A 20,008-nucleotide genomic window follows, 5' to 3' on the forward strand; every position below is an offset into this window, starting at 1 on the left:
TAACGTTCGAAGGAAGTATGGAATAGTAAGCGATTTATAAGATTTCTTTATATAAAACAGCTGAGTTACGTACCCGTTTGTTCATTTGTATCCTGCTTTGGGGACAAAAGTATTCTAGAAATTCGTAAGTGTTCCATCTCTTCTATAACATATTGAAAGCCTTCTTTGATTATATATTCTCTTTTTTGAGGAGAGGAAGATTCTAATTCAGAGAACAGCCATCCCCCAATCGTATCGTACTGAATATCCTCCAGGCACAAATCAAAATGCTTATTTAAATCTTCAATTAACATTAGACCATCAATAGAATAGACATCATCACCTAGATATTCCACAAGCGGCCGTTCATTATCGAATTCATCCTGAATTTCACCCACAATTTCTTCGACGATATCTTCTAAGGTGACGAGTCCAGATGTTCCGCCATACTCGTCTATCACAATGGAAATTTGCGTCTTGGATTCCTTCATTTGTTTCAGTAAAAGGTCAATCGAAGTGGATTCCGGAATACTCAAAATAGGTCTGATTGCCCTTATATAATCCTCCATTCCTGACATGAATAAATCTTTGATATGGACAAATCCAATGATATGATCCTTATCTCCTCGGCATACTGGATAGCGAGTACGCATCTCTATACTTGCTGTCTTTAGATTTTCATGAATACTCCATTCTGTATTAAGGCATATCATTTCTGTACGCGGAATCATGATTTCCCTTGCTGTCCTTGAAGAGAATTCCAGAATGTTTTGGCTGAGCAAAGCACTCTCTTTATGATCTGATTTAGTAATACTAACAGGAGCGGAGTGCTTATTTTCCCGTCTTCTTAACCACAGTTTGGAAATAACACTGCCGCAAACCATATATACAATAGCAATTAGAACAACTAATACAGCAGTAACGATGTACGATTCACTTCCTACAGTCATCATTCCGGCTGCAATCAATGGTAAAATCGAACCTGCTCTGCATAAATACATATAGAGCCGCAAATGTGCTCGCAGTTGCAGTCCCAACTTATCAAATGTAGACGGAAACGTATGATTCGTGGATCTGAGTGGTTCTGGGTCTGAGGTTAGAAGAATCAACTGATTCTGAAAAAAACCAAACATAGCACTAATCAGTGCAAGTACTGCCATAATCATGAATAGCTCTAGAGCCGGTAAAGGATCAGCCAAATGATTATCCTATCCACCGTGAAAATTCAGTGAATAGGTTCACCTCCTTTTATCCTTCTTTATTCTGTAATCTTGATAATATATATGATGTGTAACATGAAAAAAGTGCTATAAAAAACCGCTGGCTACACAAAAATGATAAATGTGTCACCAGCGGCTTATTACTGCATTATGTGTTTTTTAGTAAGGGTTCATGAGCACATCATTCACAAACCTAAGTTTTACCGACGAGCACTCGGCGGCGCGTATGGATATTCATAATTCAGAGGCTCATCGAATGTAGCGTAGTCAAAGTTCACCATTAAAATAATCGTACGTTGCCCCGTATTTGGATCACTTATGATAATATGATCACGTCCTGCTGCTTCCAGAACTCCTTTAAAGATCTTTGCATTCCACTCCCTGTTCCCTTCATAAGTGGCGTAAAAAGTCCCAATCTTTCCGAGGTTCAATCTAAGAATATTCTCGATAAAAGATTGTTCAGTAAATGGAAGAGTTTGCTGAATAACGGCCCCTCCTGGAGTCATCACGCTCCCACTGCTCACTTCTGGAGGAACAACGGTTGTATTTGGCATCATTGGCATCGAAGGAATCCCCATATTTCTCGGATCGTATCCAGGCCCCCCATTTCCAATCTTATATGTGACGGGCTGGTAAGGATGGTTAAACATAATTAAAAACCTCCCTGATTTTGAATAGATATGCTGTTCGATAAACTAATAAACAGCTGGACAATCTGCACCTGAAGGACTAAAGAAGCAATGCGCTCGGTATCTGCCTGTATTGGCTTGATTATACCAAGTCGGCGGACATTCTCCTGAAGGTCTAAAGAACCAAAGCGCGTTACTTGCCGGCCATATTTTTTCCCCGTTAATGACCCGCTGAGCAAGCCTGATCTCTGATTCCCTTGCTGCCTGATAGAAATAGCCCTTTTGGGTAGCTTCAAACCCTCCGGGATTCTGGAATACCATCTCACTCACCGTGCGGATATTACGGAAATCCAAACAACCTCCTAGTACTCGATTAACCCCTACGTTTCCTACAAGGAGCATCCCTGTATCCCCGTCTTCTTCCGCTTCCGCACGCATAAGTCTCGCGAGTAATTTCACATCTTCGGAGTTCGCTTTAATCACTGCCAATGGAAGTCTTCCTCCTTCCTGTATTCAATGTTCTCATGGCTATACTTTATATCTTATTGTGCATTCGCCCAGATCGTGACAATTTATTTCAATTATTTTTTAAAATAAAAAAAGAATGCTGGGTTTTCTTTTCACAAGAGCCCCGGCATTCTTCTTATTTTTATCCTCATTTTTTATTCCGATGATTACGAAAATAGCGAGACACATAATAACCTACAACGAGAAAAACAAGCAAGACAACTACACTTGTTATCACAAGTATAGGATCATAAATTTCTTCACCTGAAGATAGAGGACCGAAACTAGTCCTAGGTTCATCCTCTGCATATGACAAATGCCTGTCTTCAAAAAAGCTATTCAGATACATAGACTCCTCCGAGATTATATCTTTTTTATCAGTTTAACAAATCTTGAATTGGAAATATATAACTATTGGTAAATGTGCATATAAAAAAAGAGCAAACTAAAAGTTACTTTAGCCCGCTCTTTTCGCCTCTTTCAGAGGTTATTCCACAATATTTCTTTAAGGCTTCGCATTAATCCAATAGTCGTAAGAGTGAATTAAATAACCCTCGTACGCATCATATCCCGCAAGCAAATCTGGTAACTTCGCGAGTTCTGATTCCATATAAGCTTCGCCTTCTTCATAAAAAGTAATATGATTACCTTCATGACTTTCTTTCATTTCAACCGAAACGAGCAGCGGCTTGCCTAATTCATCAGCCATTTCCATTTCTTGAGCTACAACGGTTGCGATTCCATTAGACCCTTCTGCTGTATCCCGGAAAGCCATAAGGGAGATGTGATCCAGTGTACGAATCATCCATTCCGTTACACTCATATCTTTCCCTGGTAATTCATGACGATCAAGCCATACAGCTAAATCAGCACTCGTCTTAAGATTAGAATCTTTTTTGGTTTCACGAGCGAAATACTCAATATTGGATGCCCACTCTTTAAGCACACGCTCTCGATTATTATCCCATTCTGAGTTCGTATAAGGTTCAATATCTAAATGAATGCCTTGGAATTTTTCTTCATCTGCTGCACGTAGGTTATATTGTTTCACATAATTAATGAGCCTTGTCAGTCGTGATCTGTTTTCTTCAAGTCCCCAACTTGGATGACCGCCCATCGCATGAACCTCAATTCCCATCGCTGCAGCTTGACCCACAAAATTACGATAAAGCGTATAAGGCTGGTCAAGGTCAAGTCTTACATATAGAAAATTCACTTTTTTCTCTTGTAAGAATTCAAGCACTTGTTCACTTTCATTAATAATCTGTTCTGCTTTCCATATATAAGTTCCACGTATAGAGTCAGCAGGCAACTCTGGTTCTGGTGATGGTTCTGGGTCCGGCGTTGGGTCTGGATCCGGTGTCGGTTCTGGATTCTCTGTATCTTGGGTCATTTGACTCCAATATACATAATCATGAATGGCAACTCCAGCAAAACTTGAATAGCCTGCAAAGGATGAAGTCACTTCCTGAAGAGCTTGTTCCATCTTCTCTTTCGTTTTCCCAGCAAATGTGGTGAATTCTTCTCCAGGCATTGGTTTCGCGTTAACTCCAACAATGATTTTTGCAGAATAATTGCTTGACCATTCCATCTCTTCCTGAATAACTTGAAGAATGCCGCCCACTCCACTTGCTTTATCACGATAAGCCATTAAAGCAATCTGATCAAACCTGCTCATAAACCACTGAATCAGCGGTTCATTTGAGTCTGGAGTATAATAGTGATCATACCAGAAAGGAAGATCTATAGCTGAATCCAGGCCAGATTCTTGCTCAATTACAGACAGGAATTTTTCAATATTCGCAAGATAAGACCGAATGACCTCATCGCTATCTATCTCCCATTCCCCTAGAACATAGGGCTCTATGTCCAGATGAATCCCACTAAACTGCTCGTTTTCTTCTGATTCCCTATTGAAATCAACAACCCAGTTAGCAAAACGCAATAACGGAACATCTCCGCCTTCCGCAGCCCACTTTGGGTGACCTCCCAGAGCATCCACTTTTATTCCATTCTCATGCGCACGAAGGATAAAACGTTGGTATACTGCGGCAGGTTGCTCCATATCAATTCGTAAATAAATATGATTAATCCGATGATTGTCTGCGTAATCTAATATATCTTGGCCGCCATCCTGAATAGATTCAGCTTGCCAAAGCCACATTGCCCGAGTAGTTTCTTTTGAGGTATCGAAAGCTGTCAAACACATTACACTAGCAAGAAGTACAACCCACAAGAGCATGCGGGAAAGTTTCCCGTACATATCTTCCCTCCACTTCTTTTCTCTTTTTTTAAGCCAACGCTATTATAGCAGTGAGAGAGAGCAAAAAAAATGAGCCCTCGTGCTCATGTTGGGCTCAGCTTGAAATATTATACAATTTTGATATGAGTCCTAGGTTAGGGCTGATATATCATTTTTCGTGACATTCCGCCATCGATAACTAGGTTCTCTGCTGTAATAAAATCATTCTCAGGATCGGTCAAATATAAGCAGGCACGCGCGATATCTGAAGGTTTTCCCACTCTTCCGCTTGGATGTTGTGAATGATCCTCTGGGCGCAGTTGTTCATATTCACCCGTCTCAATCCATCCCGGACTGATACTATTGACCCGGATGTGTTCAGTTGACAATGATAAAGCCATCGCATGGCTAAGCGAAATAATAGCTCCCTTAGAAGCAGCATAAGCTTCTGAATTCGGCTCTGACATCGTAGCCCGGGTAGAAGAAATATTGACTACAGAGCCACCATTTTTGTTGTTTTTCATGTATTTCGCTGCGATCCTTGTCCCCAGAAAACAGCTACGGACATTTGTGTTCATCACATCATCCCATTCCTCTACCGTTAGTTCATAAGGTGATTTCCATATCCCGTATCCTGCATTATTAATGAGAACATCAATCTGACCATACTCAGTTACAGTAGCTTCCATTAAGGCTGAAATTGCTTCTTCCGACCTAACGTCACAGTGGATAAACATCGCTTCGTATCCCTCTTGACGCAGTGATGCAGCTGCTGCCGCTCCCTTCTCCTCATTGCGATCCGCTAGGACGACTTTTGCTCCTTGCATTGCATAAGCACCTGCCACTTCTTTACCAATCCCGCTGCCGGCTCCCGTTACGATCACTACTCTATTTTCAAATTTCATTTTCCTCATCACCCTTCCCTTCTGAATTCCTTTAATACTCATTACCCTAGTTCTACTAAGTTACTCTATTAATTTGAATAAACAGGTGAACATCAAAAAAAGCCGCCCTTGTTAGGGACGACCTATACACTATTATGGCAAGAGATTAAAAGACAAACTCCACTCATCAGTCAGCCCCGTATCTTTTCCTAAGACCCGTGAACCGGCTCCACATATACTTTAGCAAGACGTTCAAAGCCTATGTAACGCGTTCCTTGAAAAGTGAGTCTTCCTTCATCCCCTTCAGAACATAGACCATACTCTTTACCGGCGACTTTAAACTCCAAGCGATCGCCACTCTCTACTTCAAACGTGACATAATACATGGTTCTTGTATTGTTGCCTTCGCTCTGATTTGTCTGCTGCTGTACAGAAATACGTCTACCTGTAATTCGAGATTGCACCGTGAGGATAGGCTGTTTTTTGTTTTTTCCCCACTGAAGTGCTTCTTTTCCAATGGAAATAGCAATGATACCGAGAATCACGACAAACACTACAGGGAATACCGTTCCGAAAAAATCAAACATCCAGAAAGATTCAAATCCCATGCCGTCTCCTCCCGTCCATGTTGGGCTTTTGACAAACCGTCATTCTGTTCAAGTATATGCCGCTATGAAAAAGAACTTGTCATCTTATTAGCAGAATAGTTCAAAAGTATTTTGTTATAACACTTCCCAGTTCAACCCACCATCCGTCGTTTGCATCAATATTGATTTCTTCTCGCTTGCGTTTTCAAGTAAAATCCATCCGACCTTTGTCGTAACGAACTGCATTTTTACAACCTCAGGGTATTTATCCAGTAAATCAGACAGATTCTTGCTCTCTGCAAGTTTAGTCCACGTCTTTCCTTGATCTGCGGTCTGGTATACCGTTTTTCCTAGTAACATCCATCCTATATGATCAGAGACAAAAGTAGGATATAACCGTTTATCCGTCCCGCTTTCTGCAGGCAGCTCAAATGGGACATGTTTCCAAGAATCGCCGCTGTCATCTGTGAACAAACCGCTGTACTTAATCTGGTCTCCTTCAGAACACCCTAACGGTAAGTAAAGTTTATGATGATTTACGCTTAATGACTCCATTTCACCGATTGTAAACGAAGAGCAATCCATATGAAGTGAGGAAGTACGATTAAAAAATGACTTGTCCACGCTCCAAGTCTCACCGTCATCTCTAGTTACGTACATTTTTGGGGTTCCCAGCTCTAGAACAGGTACGAACCCTTTCCCCATATCTGTGAACATCATACCCATCGTATAACCTTGTAGTGAAATTGCATCATCTGTAGCTTGAATTGGATTGTTCGTTGATGTCTCGGTCCAGTTAACTCCGCCATCCGTCGTCGTATATAATGTTTTTTGTTCCTTTAATGTACCCACACTCTCACTCGTCAAGAGATAACCGTGTGTACTGGAATTGAAATGAAGGGCTGTAACTGCTTCCGATTCTTCGAGAGAAGCGATCTTCCAGCTCTCTCCGCTATCCTCCGTTCGAAGAACGACATTATTAGTTCCATCCGTTCCCGAACGAACGATCCATCCATGTTCTCCATCTAAAAAGAAAATATCTTTGCCGTAAACGGGGTTAGATGAGAATTTCACATTGGCTGAAGGTGAAATATTAACCCAGGTTTTTCCGTTATCTCGCGTATAATACAGTCTTAATTCATTACGAGTAACGCCCCAAGCAAGACCACCATAACCATGGATTAATTGAAAATCAGTCAACCTGGTTTGAATTTGATATTTATTACTATCCGGTACTTCATAATATTCTGGTTCTACTAATGTTAGGGTTTGTCCTGTCTCTACAGGCTCTTCTTTCATGATCGGCTGCACTTGTTCTGACTCTTTAGAACTGCAGGCTGCAAGCAGTAATATAAACATACATGCTAATGACCATACTATTGCTCTACGCATGTTATCACCTTTTCTACCATAGCGTTTTCTCTAAGTTAGTCATTATAGCATAATTTGCTATGAATGAGAGTCAAAACTGTTACTTGTCTGTGATATATAAAAAGCTTCCGGCATCCAGCCGAAAGCTTCTTAAAATCAGTATATTTTATCTAGAAAAAATGGATTATTTAGGATCGCCTTTACCAAGCTCACTATGCGAGTATCCGTAGAATAGATAAATTAGGAGTCCTACGATCATCCAAACGATGAATCCCATCCAAGTCCAAATGTCTAACTGGAACATGAGTAGAAAACAACAACCAGCACTTAACAAAGGAAGGAATGGAACCCAAGGAACCGTAAAACCTCGCTTAAGATCCGGTCTTGCTTTACGTAATCCGATTACGCCTAGAGATACGATAGCAAAAGCGAATAATGCACCCATATTTGTCAGACTTGCCAGTTTATCAAGCGGAAGAAATCCGCATAACAAGGCGATAACCAGCCCAACCATCCATGTACTACGAACGGGAGTCTGACTCTTTTTATCGACTTTTGACAAAAATTTAGGAAGCAGCCCATCACGAGAAATCGCGAATAAAAGTCTTGTTTGACTGTATAAAAGCACAAGTAAAACGGTTGTAATCCCAGCAATAGCCCCCAGCGATATGAGTCCTGCTGCAAAATCTTGCTCTACGAACCGGAGTGCAAAAGCCACTGGATCGGCTACACTGAGTTCTGTATAAGGTACCATGCCTGTCAGGACAACAACCACAATTACATAGAGTATCGTACACACTAAAAGAGAAGCAATAATACCAATCGGCAGATCTCGCTGTGGATTCTTAACTTCTTCAGCTGCCGTTGCTACGGCATCAAAACCAATATAGGCAAAAAACACTAGCGCAGCACCGCTTAAAATCCCCGAATATCCGTATGGAATAAACGGTGTCCAGTTATCTGGTTTTACGTAGAAAGCTCCTACGATCACAAAGATGAGAATGACCGCAATTTTAACAAACACCATAAACGCATTAAATCTAGCTGTTTCTTTTGCACCTCTCGTTAGTAACAAACAAATTAGTAAAATAATAATAACGGCCGGTAAATCCACAATTTGTCCTGATGCAGCATCAAATGCTCCAGACAATGCAGCAGGCAAATGAATATGAAAACCAGCTAATAGTCCTTGCACATAGGCTGACCACCCACTCGCAACAGAAGCAGCAGCTAAGCCGTACTCTAGTACAAGAGCCCAGCCCATTAACCAACCAAACACTTCGCCAAAGGCGGCATAACTGTATGCATAGGCACTCCCGGATATCGTTACCGTTGAAGCTAGTTCAGAATAACAAAGTGCTGCAAGAATACATACCAGGGCAGCAACCACAAATGAAATAACGAGTGCCGGACCGGCATTATCTGCGGCAGCAGTCCCGGTAACGACAAAGACACCCGTTCCGATAATCGCCCCTATTCCAAGGACGGTCAGATCAAAAGGGCCCAGTGTTTTCTTTAGATTGTTATCCGTTTTTTGATTGGGATCAAAATGTTTCTTACGTAGTAAATCCATAAAGTCACTCCTAGATGTAAGTTGCCCTACTATTATGTAGTTTCATAGTAATGCTGTTTTATTATCTAAATATGGGTTGACTCTGTCAATGAATATTTAAATGATTAATCAAATTATCATACTCCACTTACTCAATATCCCATTTTCACTAGTATTACGCTATTATTAACATAAAAAGACTTGTATGGGTACGTAACAGATCCATATCAACGCACAAAATTATCATTTCCTGTGTACAATGAAATTCAGAATAATTCAAGCTAATGATACGTACCAATTTGATGAGTACTTAACTGATTTCAATAGTAGATATTAGTAAGTATAAGAATCTATAAAAAAACACTTGCTGTGATAGCGCTTCCTGTATTATGATAACACCTACAGAGTTACAACAACTCATTTACTTACTAAAATATATCAACTAATTGAATAATGGATCTTCGGGGTAGGGTGAAATTCCCAACCGGCGGTGACGCTTTTTAGCGAAGCCCGCGACTCAATTTTCTTATTATAGAAGATTGACTGATTTGGTGAAATTCCAAGGCCGACGGTACAGTCCGGATGAGAGAAGATCAAATATCGCAACGTGCCGTGTTATTTCGCATGTTTGTTTGATCAACCCCTATTGTTTTTGGCATGCAAAATGCTGAAATGATAGGGGTTTTGTTCACTGAAGATACCATTTTCAAATTTCGATGGAGGAGTTTGATGATGGAAAACACTACCCATGCAAAAAGAAATTCGAGTTCAACTGGTTTTTGGCTGGTTGCCCTTGGGGCAGCTCTATGGGGAATAAGCCCCCTATTTCGTATCAACTTATTAGAACACCTGACTTCGATGCAAGTTGTTCTCGTAGAACATTTACTCGTATGTCTTGTCGCTGGTCCTATCCTTTGGAAGAATCGTCATGAACTTAAAAACTTGAAGCTGAAGCATTACCTTGCTATGTTATTTATTTCATGGGGTGGATCTGCGCTTGCGTCTGTTATCTTCACGATGGCACTGACAAACGGTGACTTAAATGCAGTAATCTTGCTGCAAAAAATGCAACCTATCTTTGCTATTCTTTTAGCGAAATTGATTTTAAAAGAAACATTACCACAAAAATTTGGCGCTTTATTTATCGTTGCGATTATCGGTACCTACCTCCTTACCTTTGGATTTCACTTACCCTTTGGCGGAGGAACCGAATGGCTTAAAATCGGCAGTCTTTTGTCACTCTTAGCAGCTGTACTATGGGGCGGATCTACAGTGATGGGCCGTCTGCTCCTTGGTCAGATCCAATATAGTACCGTCACATCAATTCGGTATGTATTCGCAATTCCTTTGCTTGTTGGTATGACATGGATCGAAGGTGGAGTAACCAACCTTCCTCAAGCGGGTCCTGCGCTTACCAGTATTATTGTAAATCTTCTCGCACAAGCTTTACTGCCGGGACTGCTGAGTCTGCTTCTGTACTATAAAGGTTTATCATCAACGAAAGCCTCTATGGCTACACTCGCCGAACTCAGTTTTCCGATGACAGGTATCATTGTAAACTGGCTTGCTTTTGGTGAAATGATTACACTAGCCCAGCTCGTAGGCTTTATCTTTATATGGTCCGTTCTCTTTATTCTGACGCGTCAGCAACAGTCGAATCAGAACAAACTTTCAACCACTTAAATAGGTTAACCCTGCCATGTCTTATAGACATGGCTTTTTTATGTTCGAGATAACGACAAAGCTCTTGCGTATGTTAAAATCATAATTAGAAAGGATGATTGACATGAATAACCAGTACACTTCCTACGATGCTGTAGGGCTTGCTGAGCTCATCAGAGATCAGCAAATTTCACCTGCCGAGTTAGTTCGAACAGCGATAGAGCAAGTTGAAAAACAAAATACGAAAGTAAATGCCGTAGTACATACAAGATATGAAGAGGCTTTGAAAGAAGCTGCAAAAGTCAGCATAATGGAGCAGCCTTTTGCAGGCGTTCCTATTTTGTTGAAAGATATCTCTCAGGCCATTGGCGGTGAACCGCTCACCTCTGGTTCTAAGCTGTTTAAAGAGCATAAACCTTTATATGATTCACATTTCGTTGCCAAGTTAAGAAAAGCTGGCTTTATTCCCATCGGGCACACCAATACACCGGAATTTGGCCTCAAAAATATTACCGAACCAAAGCTGCATGGACCTGCTCGGAATCCATGGAACACGATGCACTCTCCTGGTGGTTCTAGCGGTGGTTCCGCAGCAGCCGTTGCGTCTGGAATGGTTCCGATCGCAGGAGCTAGTGATGGCGGGGGATCCATTCGTATCCCTGCATCATTCAGCGGCCTCTTCGGTCTTAAACCGACTCGTGGACGTACACCGGTAGGTCCTGGCGTCGGTAGACAATGGCAAGGAGCCTCCATTGATTTTGCCTTATCCAAGACCGTCAGAGACAGTGCGGCACTTCTCGATGTATTACAAGTGATTCAGAATGAAGCCGCTTTTCAAGTTCCCCTTTATCCGGGACGTTATCTCGAGGATATGTATCAGCCGCTTAAACGTAAATACCGAATTGCATATACCACTACCTCACCTGTAGGTACTCCTGTAAGTGAAGACGCCATAGAAGCAGTACACAAACTGGTTCGTTTCTTAGAATCTGAGGGACATGCTGTAGAAGAAAAACTGAGCCCTGTGAATGGTGTCCGTCTAATGGAGAACTATTACATGATGAACAGTGGTGAAATGGCGGCTATGGTTCTTGGAATAGAACGTGGGCTTGGCAGACCCATTACCACAGATGATATCGAAATCGAAGGTTGGGTTCTGCTTGAAGCAGGTCGTAAGTTATCTGCTGCCGAATTTGTACACAGTTTAGCGGAATGGGATGTCGCTGCTGCCCAGATGGGTACGATTTATGATCGTTACGATTTTTACATTACACCAACTAATGCCTATCCAGCACCGCTTGTGGGGGAACTTACGCCTGGACCTGAACAGATCCAGCACTTGCTTTCCGTGAGCGATTTACCAAAGGCTAAACAGCAGGAACTTATATATGAAATGTTCCTTCCAAGCTTGACCTATACTCCTTTTACACAACTAGCTAATCTTACAGGTAATCCAGCCATGAGTCTTCCTATTCATCTGACAGAGTCAGGACTTCCCATCGGCGTACAAGTGATGGCTGCCAAGGGGCACGAGAATGAGTTGTTTACCTTAGCTTCTATACTTGAAAATTCATCACTTTGGGTTGATTTAATGAACAACCCAATGATGCAAAATGAATAGGACGTGACAAATGGATATCTGGTCTGTGCATCTCCGTCCGATACTCGATTCGGGTAAAGACTGGATGCGTATCATACCCTTAATGAATTCTCAGTTGCAAGCTAAGATTCGGAAGTTTCGTCAGCCTGAAGATCAGCTACGCACCCTTTGCGGTGAACTCCTTCTGCAAGCATATGCTTTAGAACAGTGGGGAATCCCCCTCTCTTCTCTTGTCAAAACGTATAATGCTTATGGGAAACCGGAACTTGAAGAATACCCTTCTTGTCACTATAACATCTCTCATTCTGGAGATTGGGTCGTAGCCGCTTTTGATAATAAGCCAGTTGGGATCGATATTGAGACTTCTGCTAATCCCATAGAGATCTCTATTGCAGAGCGCTTCTTCTCACCTGCTGAAGTCAGCCAGCTTCGGGAACAAAACGAGGAACAACAGCAATCTCTTTTTTACGATCTTTGGACACTAAAAGAAAGTTATATTAAAGCAGAAGGTGCAGGGCTCTCGATCCCGCTTGACTCTTTTTCGTTTGAACTTCGTGAGCATCCTAAAGTGGAGTTTTATCGTTCAGGTCAGCCGGATTCCAGTTGGTATTTTAAACAATATACGATTGATTCCGGATATGCTCTTGCCGTATGTGGCCGTGAGCCAGACTTTCCGGAACAAGTTGAAGCCGTTCGTTGGGATAAACTGATTTCAATGATATGGAAATAGTTACTGCATTGACATGATAAAAGGATAGGCGTAGTGCAGAGGGTGAAGTCCCTTGCACTACGCCTATTTATTACACTCTATTTAGTATTTATTTAATGTATTCATTTGTGTCCGTTCTTTAGCATCTAACTTTTTTATAACTTTAATTTGCTTCGTCTCAAATGAATATCTATATAACTTATATTGATCAGACGGATACTCACTTGCATAATCAATGAATGATCCTTTTTTATCCCAAAGTATAAATGCCGTAGAAATCGTTCTTGTTTCTCTTGGTACATAAGTAAAGGTATCATAAAACACATTATATACGGCAATTCTACTTAATGAAGGATCTCCATACGAAAAAGCAAGTTTTTGACCATTAGGAGACCATTCGTAAGCTGTCACGGTTTCAACTGCTCTCGAACTTTTCACAATACTATTAATCTGTTTGTAAGATCCATCTTTGAGATTAACAACATATAGTTTGTTGTAGCCGAGATTCCCTGCTTGGATCGCAAGAAATTTCTGGGTTGGGGATATGGAGATTGAATTAATGGTATCCAACTGATCCGTGAATTTTATCGTATACTTCTGAGTCCCATTTAGGATCTCTACAGAATCTATAAGGGTTTCAGATGGAGGATTAGGTGACTTTTTCTTTGTCGCAACTACACTTACGTTATCCTGTTCAAACACAATCTTGTTTTTTGTTTCTTTTTTGCTAGGCCGTTCTTTCATAATGAAATAGGAAGAGTCATTATCTGTTACTATTTGTGCTTTGGCTTGATCGCTAAAATGTGGATTGAATTGAAAAACAGAAGACACTAATGTGAGAGCTAAAGTTATTTTACATATTTTTCTCAAGATTAAACCTCCCCATAAAATCACCATCACATATTAGTATAATATAGGTTAGAATATTTTCAAAATAATGGAATTATTTCTGAGCTGGGAACGATTAAGTTAAACTTGCGTTTATAAATGCACTTATGATTGCACAGCATCCAAATAAGATAAACCACCACGCCCATTTGTTCTTCTTTCTCTTTTGCTTACTGATCAGCAGACCCACGATTCCCGTAAGCAACACAAGTACAGCTAAACTTGTTCCTACAATAAAGCCCGCCATTTCAACTTCTCCTCCTTTACTGTTTCCTTAATGAAAACTCTCCTCCCCTAACCTCAGCGCTATAGTTCCTCCTTGCTTGTAAATAGGTATATACTTTTCCCTCCAAAATTAAGGGAAAATCACTTTTGAAGTTGCCTGAAACCTTTTTGAACTTAAAAACAAAGCCGTCATTATCAGGAATAGAGATGATAACCTTTGCACCAGTCCCTACAGAGCGTATTTTTCCGGGAACAATGCCGGATCGAATCGTCATCCCTCTGCCCTTGTTAGAAGAATCGATCTCTGAGAATTCACCTGACAGTTCCAGTCTGGATGAAGTTGAATTGATATGCAGCTTATCAACGATTAACTTCTCCCCAGTGACACTGGAACCCACAATGCCTAGATCCAATTCCTGTATATTCCCTGATAGCTCCGCTCTCCCAGAGGTGATTCGGCACTTACAATTTATAGCACTCACTTCTTTGAAATATACCCTACCGCCAACCGTTGTTATTCTCACCGAGTTCCATACCTTTTCAGGGAGATATACTTCCAGTATCGTACGGTGAAATTGGAACCCAATCCTTATTGTTTCTTTTCTACCGTCAACAATCCGCAGTTCATCAGAACTGATATCAGTATTGAAAAGCCTGCTTTCAGGAAATTTGTTACTGGCTTTTTGAACAATCCGAATATCGTCTAGCTTCGTGTTAAAAATTCGAATGTCATCTGAAAGCCAATCAATCTTAAAATGGGTAACTGAATCATTGATCGTTTGTTCTTTTCGTATCTCAAATCCGCTCGTAAAAGACACACTATCACTCCTATAATAAAACGTTCTTGTTTTATTAATCGATCTCCATGCTGTTTACCTTGTTCATCAACTCCCAAAGTATAAAGATACCCACAGCAACGACGAGGATTAACAGGGAGAAAAGAATCGCATCATTTCCAAAACTGCCTATCATGGCATTTGCAAATACTGCTGAGAGAATGAAAGAGGTAACAATTGTTGTGGGTATAGACTTTTTGACAAAACCGATTCTCATGGCGATGATGCAAATACCATTTACGCTGATAGAAAGTACAAAGATCATTTTGATTATGGAAATCAATAGTCCGATGGAAAGTGTGTCGCTTACGATAGGTATAAATGACTCCGTTAGACTAAAAATCAGAACTGCCGGAATATTACAGATGATCATGGCAATCGTAGTAAATAAGACCACAATTCCCACTTTAGCCAGAAGTACTTTTTTTCTGTTGACTGGATATGAGAACAAGAGCAGCAATCTTGTGCCGCTATATTCTTCAATTACAAACCGCGCATACATTACAGAGGACAAAACGGAAAACAAAATCATACTGACTATTGAAGTGAATAAAAAAATATTGGGGTAAGTCTGAAAATCCGGTTCATTCTCCACCTGCGCAACATAGGCGACAAAATACATAAATCCTATAAGTACAATTCCAGAAATGATACTGGCCGTAACATAAGAGCCAAGATGATTTCTTCTCATCTCCAATTTCATCATCTTAAGCAAACCGGTTACCTCCGCTCACGATATCAAAAAAGTATTCCTCCAGACCATTCTCAAACTGAGTCTTGATGTCCACAATGGGCATCTCCCTCTCTACTTTTCCTTCTGTAATTATTCCTACGATATCTGCAATATGTTCAATCTCTGAAATAATATGACTGGATAAAAGAATCGTCATACCATAATCGTGTACTAGGGTAAGAAACAGGTTTCTCATCTCTCGAACAGCGACAGGATCAAGTCCATTAATAGGTTCGTCAAGTATGAGAAGTTTAGGATGATGAATAAATGATCTTGCAATAGCAAGACGCTGGCGCATCCCTAAAGAAAATTTAGATACAGGCTTAGAACCGGTGCCCACGAGACCTACCATTTGCAAAGCCTTAAATATATCTGCCTCTTCCACATTCATATAGGCAAGATGCAAACTTAAGTTCTCCTCAGCAGAGAGATGTTCAAAAAAAACGGGAACTTCAATTAGACTTCCAACTTGCGTTAAGATTTTATTTCTCTCTTTCGTTACGTCCATGCCTAGCACTTCTGCTTTTCCAGCGGTTGGGGTAAGTAAACCAAGCAAAATCTTCATTACCGTTGTCTTACCCGCACCATTAGGGCCTAAGAATCCATAGATTACCCCTTCTGGAACAGACATTGTGCAAGATTGAATTACTTCCTTATCAACAAAAACCTTCGAAAGGCCTTCTGTTTTTACAGCGAAGCCACTACTCATCCTGAGTGTATCCTCCAATATCCGAATGGCGTTCCGTAATTTTTTGAAGTAATTGGTCGCTCACAATATCTGCGCCCAAAACCCTCATCATATGTTGTAAAAACCGTAATCGATCCACCGTTTCTTCCCGCTTGCGTTCAAACAATAGTGGATTTATCCAGATATTCACGAGTAACATAAAGACCTCAGCACACTCTATTGGAAAATCGGTTGTGATGGATCCATCCTCTTTTCCTTCCATCATTATCCTTGCGATAATTGGGGCATCTTTCTTCACACCTTCCTGGATACCCGTCACAACAAACTGCGGATTTTTAATCTGTGTACTCAGCACTCCATCAATGGAATGGGCATCTGGATCAGCGACTACTTTTTCTAAAATACTGACCAATTTCTCTCTTGAATTTGAAGCTTGTGTATTACGAATAAGATCATCCAGCATCTGTGCAGCATAACTGAACTGCTTATCCATTACCGCATCCAGTATGTCTTCTTTTGATTTGAAGTGATGGTATATGGCCCCTTTGGACATTCCAAGTTCATCAATGATATCCTGTATGCTTGTTTTCTCGAATCCTTTTTCCGTAAATAATTTGGATGAGACAGCAAGGATTTGTTCCAATGTCTGTTCTGGATATTTATTTCTAGCCATAATAGCCTCCTTCTTTAAATACCGACCGTTGGTATTTATAATAATGCATCAAACGACCTCCTGTCAATATAAGGTAAAAATGATTACAACAAAAAAAGATCCACTACTGCCGTGGATCCTTGCTTAACTTAACATATTCTAGAATTACTACAAATCCGTTACTTCAGGTTTCTTACTTAGATAATAGGGCTTTAATTGCTTTTCTATCAGCCCATCCTCTGTAAATGACACTTGATAGGCAAATGCATTCGGCCTTGAACTTACCACCTTGTGTAATTTCTTGCCTTTATAATGAAGTGCAACCCCATCATCAGCTGCTATTCCTCCACCAAGATCCCCATTCTCAATTAACTTGCGATAAGCCGGTTTATAAGTATACTCTCCTCCATTCATGTCATCATAATGCGGACTGTGACTTCCTGGAAGTAACCCAAGACAACGAATAGCAGAGTAACCTTCCTGATTAGAGTCTGTAACACCTTCTTCATACCAACAGAGAGATCCGGCACTAAGACCTGCAAGGACGATACCTTGTTTCCCAGCAGTTGTGAGAATCTCATCAAGCCCCCACTCTTTCCATAGAGCAAGTAAATTCTAGTACTCCCTCCGCCTACATAGATAATATCCTTGTCCAGAACATAATCCTCTAGATCCTGGTTGGGCGGAGAGTATAACGATAAATGGGATGGGATTCATTGGTATTGATCAAAAGCAGCATAAAATCTCTTTACATCCCCCTCCGCATCTCCGCTGGCCGTAGGTACAAAACATACTTTTGGCTTATCAGAAACAGATTGAGCTAAAATATATCTATCCAGCAGTGGATTATCAGGTTCCATGGAGAAACCTTCCCCCCATCGCAATGATTTGAGATATCATCTTATGTAGCCTCCTTTACTGTATGATTAACCTTGAGCTTGTCCTGATGTTCGAGCCTGACATGAGCTAATAGTAAAAAAGGAATGCCGCATGCTGTCATGAGCACGATTGGGATAAATATGTATAGCGACTGCTCGGCCGTAAAATGAGTAAGCAATGCTCCGCCAATCAGTGGTGCTAATACATTCCCCAGATTATTAAACCCAATCATTCCGAAGTAAGTGCCTTTGAGCTCTGGTTTTGCAATACGATCCACCAATAAGTCCATTAAAGTGAACATCAACACTTCCCCGATGGTAAATATCACAACACCAGCTAACATAGCCCACCAAGAATCCGACATGCCGAACAATATAAAACTTCCAGCAACGAAAACATTTCCCACCATAAGTGACACAGCAGGAGGCAGTTTACGGAACGTTCGAACAAGAGGATATTGAACGATCAGAACGACTACGGCATTCAAAGACAGCATGTAAGTAAACCACTTCGCTCCATCTTCAAATTGTGGGCTGAGTTCAAGATACTGTGCTAGTGTAGAACTGAAATGCCCGTATCCAAGTACACAAAAGATAGAACCGATAAGTACATAGATGAAAGTTCGATCCCTGCTTGTAATCGTAAACGCCTCTCTTAAAGATACCTTGAACCCGCCTTCTTCGGACGGTAACTTCACTTGCTCAGGTCTTACTGCAAATTGAATGATAAGTACGATTCCATACACAATATAAACGGCACCAGCAATGATAAAAGGAAATCCCGATTCAGCTGAACCCATCTGTAATCCAATCAGCGGTCCAATGACAACACCGAGATTAATAGCAGCATACCGCAGATTAAATACGAGCAGCTTATTTTCCGGTTTTGTAATATCAGATAACATGGCTCTTGATGTAGGTTCAAAAACAGCACGACACAAACCGTTCAACGCATTCATTACAAAAAACATCCAAATTTGATTCGCTGCAGCAAACCCGATAAATACAATTGCCCAACTAAAAATTGAAAAAAGAAGTACTTTTCTTCGTCCAATTCGATCCGATATGTAGCCTCCATAGAAACTGGCAAACACGCCGATCAGTGAACTTACCGCGACTACCACACCTGTTTCAACTGGTGAAGCCCCCATTGTCTTAATTAAATAAATCGATAAAAAAGGGATGCTCATCGACGTCGCCATTCTACCAAATATCGTACCGACGATGATTGTCCATGCAAGCGGGTGAATCTCTTTTAGATGTTTATTCATGCTGCCTCCTGTGTCTTTGAATTGTACGTTTCCTAGCTATATGTAATTTTGAAAATAATACATATCATTCCAGATAATTAAACAGGTGTCAATAAACATTACTATTTTGGTTAACACGCTTCTTTTAAAACTGTAATAGACATAAAAATTGTGTGATTGATGTGAATGGACTTTATAGTGGTCATTTATTAATTTGAATTTTTCACATGTTTAATTTTTATAATGTTATCTTAATGAACAAAAAAGAGATTCTCTTTAACAGCCTTCGTCAAAGAAAATCTCTTTATCACTCTAATCTTTAGGTTACAAAGTGCTGGCTTGGGTTGCCCGATTCCGGATGAAATCTCTCCCGAAACTGTCCATTTGTATAACCGCCAATCACTTTACGCCAGAATGCTTGGGCTACCATATTTGTTCTAACCTGAGAAACCTTCCATTCTCCTTGAAAGCGGCTGAACAGTTCATTTGCTGCCCAAGTTCCTACTCCGCTCCGCCGATATTTTTGCATGACAAAAAACTCGGTCATATAATAGTCGCCTTCCTTCTTCGAAGAAAGCTTGTCTACAAGCGCAAAGCCTGCGGGAGAAGAGCCATTTTTAATAAGAAAAGGATATTTGTCCGCATGATTAAAGTAATCATCAAGATTCGGATAGTCTGGAAATAGACCATAACGATCGACATCAATATCAAGATACTTTGTAAAATCATATAGATAAAATTGCATAAGATGGCGAATCACTTGTTTTTGTTCGTGTGATACCCTAATGAGGCTTAGTTCCATATCATATCACCTCTATTTTTTTCATATAAAATAAATATAAAGCTTTGATTCAGGCCGAGCAAGTCATAACCCTAGCGAATGTGGTAAAATAAGGACACTTGTTCTTACTCCTAA

Annotated in this window: 19 protein-coding genes, 1 pseudogene and 1 riboswitch; of the genes and pseudogenes, 3 read left to right on the plus strand and 17 right to left on the minus strand. The window is 40.6% G+C overall.

Going from position 1 to position 20,008, the window contains the following annotated elements:
- Positions 1-65 precede the first annotated feature (65 nt).
- The 8 genes from ACWPWY_RS10485 to ACWPWY_RS10520 form a co-directional block, all read right to left on the minus strand.
- Positions 66-1,178, minus strand: coding sequence for a hemolysin family protein (locus tag ACWPWY_RS10485; RefSeq protein WP_454191649.1), 1,113 nt, complete (start codon positions 1,176-1,178; stop codon positions 66-68).
- 221 nt (positions 1,179-1,399) lie between these two features.
- Positions 1,400-1,852: a spore coat protein GerQ gene (gene gerQ, locus ACWPWY_RS10490; protein ID WP_454192851.1), complete on the minus strand. Its 453-nt coding sequence runs from the start codon at positions 1,850-1,852 to the stop codon at positions 1,400-1,402.
- 42 nt (positions 1,853-1,894) lie between these two features.
- Positions 1,895-2,317 carry a cell wall hydrolase gene (locus tag ACWPWY_RS10495; protein WP_454191650.1) on the minus strand — a complete coding sequence of 141 codons (423 nt, stop codon included), beginning with the start codon at positions 2,315-2,317 and terminating at the stop codon, positions 1,895-1,897.
- A gap of 523 nt (positions 2,318-2,840) precedes the next feature.
- Positions 2,841-4,598, minus strand: coding sequence for a hypothetical protein (locus tag ACWPWY_RS10500; protein ID WP_454191651.1), 1,758 nt, complete (start codon positions 4,596-4,598; stop codon positions 2,841-2,843).
- Positions 4,599-4,732: 134 nt separating this feature from the next.
- On the minus strand, positions 4,733-5,482 hold the full coding sequence (locus tag ACWPWY_RS10505; protein WP_454192852.1) for an SDR family NAD(P)-dependent oxidoreductase: 750 nt from the start codon (positions 5,480-5,482) through the stop codon (positions 4,733-4,735).
- A gap of 188 nt (positions 5,483-5,670) precedes the next feature.
- The gene (locus ACWPWY_RS10510) at positions 5,671-6,069 is read right to left on the minus strand and encodes a DUF2500 domain-containing protein (protein ID WP_454191652.1); all 399 of its coding nucleotides are present in this window, start codon (positions 6,067-6,069) and stop codon (positions 5,671-5,673) included.
- Between the two features lie 114 nt (positions 6,070-6,183).
- A complete protein-coding gene (locus ACWPWY_RS10515; protein ID WP_454191653.1) occupies positions 6,184-7,440 on the minus strand; it encodes a WD40/YVTN/BNR-like repeat-containing protein in 1,257 nt (418 codons plus the stop codon).
- A 163-nt stretch (positions 7,441-7,603) separates the two neighbouring features.
- Entirely contained in the window at positions 7,604-8,992 is a 1,389-nt protein-coding gene (locus tag ACWPWY_RS10520; protein WP_454191654.1) for an amino acid permease, read from the minus strand.
- Positions 8,993-9,424: 432 nt separating this feature from the next.
- Positions 9,425-9,569: riboswitch (FMN riboswitch) on the plus strand.
- Between the two features lie 134 nt (positions 9,570-9,703).
- Between ACWPWY_RS10520 and ACWPWY_RS10525 the strand changes: the two genes are divergently transcribed.
- The 3 genes from ACWPWY_RS10525 to ACWPWY_RS10535 all read left to right on the plus strand — a co-directional run bounded on the left by ACWPWY_RS10525 (position 9,704) and on the right by ACWPWY_RS10535 (position 12,963).
- Positions 9,704-10,654 carry a DMT family transporter gene (locus ACWPWY_RS10525; RefSeq protein WP_454192853.1) on the plus strand — a complete coding sequence of 317 codons (951 nt, stop codon included), beginning with the start codon at positions 9,704-9,706 and terminating at the stop codon, positions 10,652-10,654.
- 103 nt (positions 10,655-10,757) lie between these two features.
- Positions 10,758-12,254 carry an amidase gene (locus ACWPWY_RS10530; RefSeq protein WP_454191655.1) on the plus strand — a complete coding sequence of 499 codons (1,497 nt, stop codon included), beginning with the start codon at positions 10,758-10,760 and terminating at the stop codon, positions 12,252-12,254.
- Positions 12,255-12,264: 10 nt separating this feature from the next.
- Positions 12,265-12,963 carry a 4'-phosphopantetheinyl transferase family protein gene (locus ACWPWY_RS10535; RefSeq protein ID WP_454191656.1) on the plus strand — a complete coding sequence of 233 codons (699 nt, stop codon included), beginning with the start codon at positions 12,265-12,267 and terminating at the stop codon, positions 12,961-12,963.
- A gap of 81 nt (positions 12,964-13,044) precedes the next feature.
- Here ACWPWY_RS10535 and ACWPWY_RS10540 read toward each other — a convergent pair whose 3' ends face one another.
- The 9 genes and pseudogenes from ACWPWY_RS10540 to ACWPWY_RS10580 all read right to left on the minus strand — a co-directional run bounded on the left by ACWPWY_RS10540 (position 13,045) and on the right by ACWPWY_RS10580 (position 19,894).
- Positions 13,045-13,812 (minus strand): TolB family protein, encoded by a 768-nt coding sequence (locus ACWPWY_RS10540; protein ID WP_454191657.1) that lies wholly within the window; start codon positions 13,810-13,812, stop codon positions 13,045-13,047.
- A 94-nt stretch (positions 13,813-13,906) separates the two neighbouring features.
- Positions 13,907-14,077, minus strand: coding sequence for a hypothetical protein (locus tag ACWPWY_RS10545; RefSeq protein ID WP_454191658.1), 171 nt, complete (start codon positions 14,075-14,077; stop codon positions 13,907-13,909).
- Positions 14,078-14,093: 16 nt separating this feature from the next.
- On the minus strand, positions 14,094-14,873 hold the full coding sequence (locus tag ACWPWY_RS10550) for a DUF4097 family beta strand repeat-containing protein (RefSeq protein ID WP_454191659.1): 780 nt from the start codon (positions 14,871-14,873) through the stop codon (positions 14,094-14,096).
- A 34-nt stretch (positions 14,874-14,907) separates the two neighbouring features.
- Positions 14,908-15,597, minus strand: coding sequence for an ABC transporter permease (locus tag ACWPWY_RS10555; RefSeq protein WP_454192854.1), 690 nt, complete (start codon positions 15,595-15,597; stop codon positions 14,908-14,910).
- Position 15,598: 1 nt separating this feature from the next.
- Positions 15,599-16,333 (minus strand): ABC transporter ATP-binding protein, encoded by a 735-nt coding sequence (locus tag ACWPWY_RS10560; protein WP_454191660.1) that lies wholly within the window; start codon positions 16,331-16,333, stop codon positions 15,599-15,601.
- Positions 16,326-16,985: a TetR/AcrR family transcriptional regulator gene (locus ACWPWY_RS10565; RefSeq protein ID WP_454191661.1), complete on the minus strand. Its 660-nt coding sequence runs from the start codon at positions 16,983-16,985 to the stop codon at positions 16,326-16,328. Before ACWPWY_RS10565 ends, ACWPWY_RS10560 begins: the two co-directional genes overlap by 8 nt.
- Before the next feature lie 147 nt (positions 16,986-17,132).
- Positions 17,133-17,861, minus strand: a pseudogene (locus ACWPWY_RS10570) (Type 1 glutamine amidotransferase-like domain-containing protein).
- A gap of 4 nt (positions 17,862-17,865) precedes the next feature.
- Positions 17,866-19,113, minus strand: a complete 1,248-nt coding sequence (locus ACWPWY_RS10575; protein ID WP_454191662.1) for an MDR family MFS transporter — start codon at positions 19,111-19,113, stop codon at positions 17,866-17,868.
- Positions 19,114-19,411: 298 nt separating this feature from the next.
- Positions 19,412-19,894, minus strand: a complete 483-nt coding sequence (locus tag ACWPWY_RS10580; protein ID WP_454191663.1) for a GNAT family N-acetyltransferase — start codon at positions 19,892-19,894, stop codon at positions 19,412-19,414.
- Between the last annotated feature and the right edge of the window lie 114 nt (positions 19,895-20,008).

It is taken from the genome of Paenibacillus sp. Marseille-Q7038 (genome assembly GCF_965111595.1).